Origin of the sequence: Pseudomonas sp. NPDC089741 (genome assembly GCF_044748825.1) — a bacterium.
Taxonomy (GTDB): Bacteria; Pseudomonadota; Gammaproteobacteria; order Pseudomonadales; family Pseudomonadaceae; genus Aquipseudomonas; species Aquipseudomonas helmanticensis.
Genome location: NZ_JBIVGT010000064.1, coordinates 1 through 5,801, shown reverse-complemented (window position 1 = coordinate 5,801; position 5,801 = coordinate 1). Strand labels below are relative to the sequence as shown.

The 5,801-nt window shown below is 58.0% G+C and carries 8 protein-coding genes; 3 read left to right on the top strand and 5 right to left on the bottom strand.

Annotated elements, in window-relative coordinates:
* The 4 genes from ACIPZE_RS28525 to ACIPZE_RS28510 form a co-directional block, all read right to left on the bottom strand.
* The coding region (locus ACIPZE_RS28525) for an HD domain-containing protein (RefSeq protein ID WP_400776759.1) at positions 1-292 on the bottom strand (292 nt) is incomplete at its 3' end.
* Between the two features lie 57 nt (positions 293-349).
* Positions 350-613, bottom strand: a complete 264-nt coding sequence (gene rpoZ, locus ACIPZE_RS28520; RefSeq protein ID WP_016985812.1) for a DNA-directed RNA polymerase subunit omega — start codon at positions 611-613, stop codon at positions 350-352.
* 167 nt (positions 614-780) lie between these two features.
* Positions 781-1,401, bottom strand: coding sequence for a guanylate kinase (gene gmk, locus ACIPZE_RS28515; protein WP_129386538.1), 621 nt, complete (start codon positions 1,399-1,401; stop codon positions 781-783).
* A gap of 12 nt (positions 1,402-1,413) precedes the next feature.
* Positions 1,414-2,277: a YicC/YloC family endoribonuclease gene (locus ACIPZE_RS28510; RefSeq protein WP_283438342.1), complete on the bottom strand. Its 864-nt coding sequence runs from the start codon at positions 2,275-2,277 to the stop codon at positions 1,414-1,416.
* Positions 2,278-2,547: 270 nt separating this feature from the next.
* Between ACIPZE_RS28510 and rph the strand changes: the two genes are divergently transcribed.
* The 3 genes from rph (at position 2,548) to gltS (ending at position 5,253) form a co-directional block, all read left to right on the top strand.
* The gene (gene rph, locus ACIPZE_RS28505; RefSeq protein WP_129386531.1) at positions 2,548-3,270 is read left to right on the top strand and encodes a ribonuclease PH; all 723 of its coding nucleotides are present in this window, start codon (positions 2,548-2,550) and stop codon (positions 3,268-3,270) included.
* A 28-nt stretch (positions 3,271-3,298) separates the two neighbouring features.
* A complete protein-coding gene (locus ACIPZE_RS28500) occupies positions 3,299-3,667 on the top strand; it encodes a DUF4870 domain-containing protein (RefSeq protein WP_400776754.1) in 369 nt (122 codons plus the stop codon).
* A 377-nt stretch (positions 3,668-4,044) separates the two neighbouring features.
* Positions 4,045-5,253, top strand: a complete 1,209-nt coding sequence (gene gltS, locus ACIPZE_RS28495; RefSeq protein WP_400776752.1) for a sodium/glutamate symporter — start codon at positions 4,045-4,047, stop codon at positions 5,251-5,253.
* Positions 5,254-5,334: 81 nt separating this feature from the next.
* On the opposite strand, the gene ACIPZE_RS28490 is transcribed toward gltS, so the two are convergent.
* Positions 5,335-5,801: catabolite repression control protein Crc (locus ACIPZE_RS28490; RefSeq protein ID WP_400776750.1), on the bottom strand; the 467-nt coding region annotated here is incomplete at its 5' end.

Sequence of the window (5,801 nt, the reverse complement as noted above, 5' to 3'; positions counted from 1 at the left end):
CGACCAGTTCGGCCACGGGTTCACCGAACTGCGCTTGCAGCGCTTCTTTGGCGATACCGGTGTCTTCGATCACGTCATGCAGCATCGCAGCCATCAAACTCTGATGGTCCATGTGCATGTCGGCAAGAATATTCGCTACGGCAAGGGGGTGCGTGACGTACGCCTCGCCACTGCGACGGCGTTGACCGTCATGGGCTTGTTCGGCGTAGAAATACGCTCGGCGGACCAGGTTGACCTGGTCGTTGCCGAGGTAGGTCGATAAGCGATCGGCGAGGGCGTCTATGCTCGGCATGATGATTCCTGCCGTAGGTTGTGACCCCGCGCCGTGCTACGTCGACCAGGCATAGGCTTAGACGGCCTCGTTGGACTCGTCCTCGAACGCTGCGAACAGCGGTTCATCCTGGACGATTTCCTGCTCGGCGATGAACTCGTAGCTCATCAGGCCTTCAGCGATTTCACGCAGCGCTACAACGGTAGGCTTGTCGTTTTCCCACTGAACCAGTGGCTCTTTGCCGCCGGTGGCCAGTTGACGGGCACGTTTGGTAGAGAGCATGACCAGCTCAAAACGGTTTTCCACGTGGTTCAGGCAGTCTTCAACGGTTACGCGGGCCATGGTATTCCTCGGAGCGAATGCAATATGCGCGCTGCCCGGTTGGGCGAGCGGACTCAACAGTTTAAAAAATCACCAGCGATTAGGGAAGCGCTGATTTTTTAACCAAGCTCTTCAACGCGCTGCAAGTGCCAATGTAAAGCGCTTGCAGGCGTTTTGGGAAGTGCTGATTAACCGAGCAATTCGGCCAGCAATTTGCCGTGAAGCTGTTGCTGACGCTTCTGAATGAGCTGATTAGCACGGAAAATCGCCTTCAGATCGTCCAGCGCGTGGGCGAAATCGTCGTTGATGATCAGGTAGTCATAGTCGACGTAGTGGCTCATTTCGCTGACCGCTTCACGCATGCGACCGTCGATGATCTCGTCGCTGTCCTGGCCTCGGTTGGTCAGGCGCGAGTGCAACGCTTGCAGCGACGGCGGCAGAATGAAGATCGAACGCGCCTGTGGCATCAGCTTGCGCACTTGCTCGGCGCCTTGCCAGTCGATTTCCAGAATAAGGTCGTGGCCGGCGTCGAGGGTTTGCTGCAGGTGGCTTTGCGAGGTGCCATAGAGGTTGCCGAAGACTTCGGCGCGCTCAAGGAAATCGCCGTGTTCGCCCATCTTCACAAACGCTTCGCGGGAAACGAAGTGATAGTTCACGCCGTCCACTTCGCCCGGACGCATGGCGCGGGTGGTGTGCGAAACCGAAACGCGGATTTCCGCGTTGGCGTCGGTCAAAGCCTTGACCAGGCTGCTCTTGCCCGCGCCCGAGGGGGCGGAAATGATGTACAGGGTGCCGGTGCTGTGGGTCATGTCGGGATTGCCTTACTCAATATTCTGCACTTGTTCGCGCATCTGCTCGATCAACACCTTGAGGTTGACGGCGGCTTGGGTGCTGCGCGGATCGAAGGCCTTGGAGCCCAGTGTGTTGGCTTCGCGGTTGAGCTCCTGCATCAGGAAGTCCAGGCGACGCCCGGCCGCTCCGCCGGACTTGAGCACCCGGCGAACTTCGATGATGTGGGTGCTCAACCGATCCAGTTCTTCGGCCACGTCGCTCTTTTGCGCGAGCATGACCATTTCCTGTTCCAGGCGCTGCGGATCCATCTCCGCCTTCATGTCGGCAAAGCGGTCGAGGACTTTCTGGCGTTGGGTGGCGAGCATCTGTGGCACTAGCTCGCGCAGGGTCACGACGTCTTCTTCAATCGAAGTCAGACGCTCGTTGATCAACCGCGCCAGCTCCGCGCCTTCGCGCTCGCGGCCGGCTTTCAGCTCTTTCAGGCCTTGATTGAACAGCGCCAGCGCATCGGCGTTCAGCGCCTGCGGATCGCTCGCATCGGCGACCAGTACGCCGGGCCAGGCCAACACTTCCAGCGGGTTCAAGGCGGCCGGGTTCTTGATCAGGCCGGCAACGGTCTCGGCGGCGGCCACCAGTTGCGCGGCGCGCTCGCGATCGACTTGCAACGGCTTGCCGGTGCTTTCTTCAGTGAAACGCAACGTGCATTCCAGTTTGCCGCGCGACAGGCCTTGGCGCAGTGCTTCACGCACGGCGCCTTCGAGATCGCGAAACGACTCCGGCAGGCGCAGGTGCGGTTCCAGATAGCGGCTGTTGACCGAGCGCAACTCCCAGCTCAGGGTGCCCTGGGCGCCGGCTTTCTCGACGCGGGCGAAGGCGGTCATGCTGTGCACCATGGCGGTAACCTCGCAATGCAGATCGGCGCGAAACGAGGGTTCCGCAAGCGCGATATCAATGAATTCATGCCGACTGGCAGCAAAGGCGCAGGATTGTAGCGCAGTGCGGCGAATGCGCCCAAACACACGGTGTGACAAAGGGCTGCAGCCCGTCGGTAATGCGCGTTTCACCGGCCTCGGTGAGCCGCCGGAATTTTTAACAAGTGCCCAGTTGCGGTGCGCCGCTCTATAATGCTCGGCAGTTTTCCGTCCCCAGTACAGGTATTCCCTATGAAACGTCCAAGTGGTCGCGCTGCCGATCAGCTCCGCTCGATCCGCATTACCCGCAACTACACCAAACACGCCGAGGGATCTGTACTGGTCGAATTCGGTGATACCAAGGTCATCTGCACCGTCAGCGTCGAAAACGGCGTGCCGCGTTTCCTTAAAGGCCAGGGCCAGGGTTGGTTGACTGCCGAATACGGCATGCTGCCGCGCGCCACCGGCGAGCGAAACCAGCGTGAAGCCAGCCGTGGCAAGCAGGGTGGTCGTACCCTGGAAATCCAGCGTCTGATCGGCCGTTCCCTGCGCGCTGCGCTGGACATGTCGAAACTGGGCGACGTCACCCTGTACGTCGACTGCGACGTGATCCAGGCTGACGGCGGTACCCGCACCGCGTCCATCACCGGCGCCATGGTTGCTCTGGTTGACGCATTGAAAGTGATCAAGAAGCGCGGCGGCCTGAAAGGTGGCGACCCGCTCAAGCAAATGATCGCTGCGGTGTCGGTCGGCATGTATCAGGGCGAGCCAGTTCTGGATCTGGACTATCTTGAAGATTCCGCTGCCGAGACCGACCTCAACGTGGTCATGACCAGCACCGGTGGTTTCATCGAAGTGCAGGGCACCGCCGAAGGTGCACCGTTCCAGCCTGAAGACCTCAACGCCATGCTGGAACTGGCCAAGAAAGGCATGAACGAAATCTTTGAACTGCAAAAATCCGCACTGGCTGACTGAACCGATTCATAACCGCAAGGAGTCCGCGATGAGTGATGAGCAAGAGCTGCTGCCCAAGCCGAGCCAGGAGGTTCGCCAGTGGGCGATGTTTTGTCACTTGTCCGCCTTGCTGGGGATCTGGATTCCGTTCGGCACGTTGATCGGGCCGCTGATCCTCTGGCAGATGAAACGCGAGACGGACCCGTTCATCGATGCGCAGGGTAAAGAAGCTTTGAATTTTCAGATCACCGTGGCGATTGCTTCGGCGATTTGTTTCCTGCTGATGGTGCTGATTATTGGCTTCTTCCTGTTTGGCCTGTTGGCCATCGGCGCGCTGATTTTGACCATTATTGCTGGTGTGAAGGCTAACGAAGGGTTTCCGTATCGTTATCCGGTTACCTGGCGGCTGATCAAATAATAATGTGATCGCAGTTTGCAATGATTAAAAAATGCCCTGACATGTCAGGGCATTTTTATTTTTGCAACTAACTTGGCCGACTTTTGTGTGTAGGAAATTTCTGATGGCGATGGTCGGTATTTTGAATTCCGTATAAATTCCGCAGTTACATATCTAGTCACAACTGCAGGCGCCGGTGCTCGCCAAGGGCCTTGGCAATGGGCTTTGGCGGTTGTTAAAGTTGCCCGGCGTAATATTGCTCCTGAAATATTTCGATATGTTCAAGCCATCGAAGGCTCTTGAATTTCTTAGTAATCAGTGTTGAGACAATCAGCCGGTTCATGAGGCGTGCCCAGGTAAAAAGTTCGCCTCTGAATAAATAGCCAAGAATTATCCAAATGATTCAGCTCGATTTTTACGGAACGCTAGTGGCCGCCTCCTTGGTACTTCTGCTGGGGCGCGGACTAGTTACACGTGTTGGTTTCATGCGTAGTTACAATATTCCTGAACCTGTAGCGGGTGGCCTGCTGGTTGCCTTGATCCTATTGCTGCTACGAACATTCGATATTGAAGTGCGCTTCGATACCTCGCTGCAAACGCCGTTGATGCTGGCCTTTTTCGCCACCATCGGTCTGAGTGCGGATTTCGCCAGCCTGAAGAAAGGCGGGCGCATCGTCGGAATATTCCTGCTGGCAGTCACCGGGTTGCTGGTGGTGCAGAACGCGATGGGTATCGGCTTGGCCACCCTGCTCGGACTTGACCCGTTGATGGGCCTGCTGACAGGCTCGATCACCCTGGCGGGCGGTCACGGCACCGGTGCGGCATGGGGGACGGTGTTCAGTGAGAAGTACGGTTTGGCTTCCGCCTCCGAGCTGGCGATGGCCTCTGCGACGTTCGGTCTGGTGCTGGGCGGGCTGATCGGTGGGCCGGTTGCTCGTTTACTGATCAAGCGCGTGACAGTGCCCGGCTGCAATCACCAGGAAGCGCCGCGCCTGCCAAAGGGTTTCGAGCAGCCGAACAAAGAGCGCTCGATCACGCCATTTTCGTTTATCGAAACGTTGGCACTGATCGCTGTCAGCCTGTTGGCTGGCAATCTATTGAATGGCTTGTTGCACGGAACCGCGTTCGAGCTGCCGACGTTCGTCTGTGTGCTGTTCGTCGGCGTGGTGCTGCGCAACGGTCTGTCGGCGCTTGGCCTGTATCAGGTGTTCGAGCGTGAAGTCTCGGTGCTGGGCAACGTCAGTCTGTCGCTGTTTCTGGCGATTGCCCTGATGTCGCTGAAGTTGTGGGATCTGGCGGCACTGGCCTTGCCGATCTTCATCATTCTGGCGGTGCAGGCGCTGGTCATGGCGCTCTTCGCGATTTTCGTGACGTTCAGGGTGATGGGGCGCAACTACGATGCCGCTGTTCTGGCTGCCGGGCATTGCGGGTTCGGTCTCGGTGCCACACCGACCGCTATTGCCAACATGCAGGCAGTGACGCAGCGCTACGGCCCTTCGCAAATTGCCTTTCTGGTGGTGCCAATGGTGGGCGCGTTCTTCATCGACATTATCAATGTCATTGTGATCAAGCTGTACCTGGCCCTGCCATTCTTCGCGGCAGTCTGAGTTCGGATCCGGCTCGAACTGACGCGCAAAAAAATGCCCGCATCTTGCGATACGGGCATTTTTTCATCTACGAATCGACGCTTAGATGGTCAGCGTCCAGTCGTAGTCGACGATCAGCGGCGCATGCTGCGAAAACCGTGGCTGACGCGGCAGGCGTGCGCTGCGCACGGAGCGCCGCAAGCCCGGGGTCAGGATCTGGTAGTCGAAGCGCCAGCCCAGATTGAGCATCTCGGCCTGCTCGTTGTCCGGCCACCAGCTGTACTGGTCGCCTTCACGGCTGACTTCGCGCAAGGCATCGACGTAGCCCATGTTGCCGACAATCTCGTCCATCCAGGCGCGTTCTGGCGCCAGGAAGCCCGGTGATTGCTGGCTGTCGCGCCAGTTTTTGATGTCGAGCTTCTGCTGCGCAACATACAGCGAGCCACAATAAATGTACTCGCGACGTTTGCGTCGCTGTTTGTCCAGGTATTTGCCGAAGTCGTCCATGAGCTTGAACTTCTGGTTCAAGTCCTCATCGCCGTTCATCCCCGAAGGAAACAGCAAGGTGG

Coding starts and splice junctions, on each gene's coding strand:
- rpoZ (WP_016985812.1), bottom strand. CDS start 613: ATGGCCCGCGTAACCGTTGAAGACTGCCTGAACCACGTGGAAAACCGT.
- gmk (WP_129386538.1), bottom strand. CDS start 1,401: ATGACCCACAGCACCGGCACCCTGTACATCATTTCCGCCCCCTCGGGC.
- ACIPZE_RS28510 (WP_283438342.1), bottom strand. CDS start 2,277: ATGGTGCACAGCATGACCGCCTTCGCCCGCGTCGAGAAAGCCGGCGCC.
- rph (WP_129386531.1), top strand. CDS start 2,548: ATGAAACGTCCAAGTGGTCGCGCTGCCGATCAGCTCCGCTCGATCCGC.
- ACIPZE_RS28500 (WP_400776754.1), top strand. CDS start 3,299: ATGAGTGATGAGCAAGAGCTGCTGCCCAAGCCGAGCCAGGAGGTTCGC.
- gltS (WP_400776752.1), top strand. CDS start 4,045: ATGATTCAGCTCGATTTTTACGGAACGCTAGTGGCCGCCTCCTTGGTA.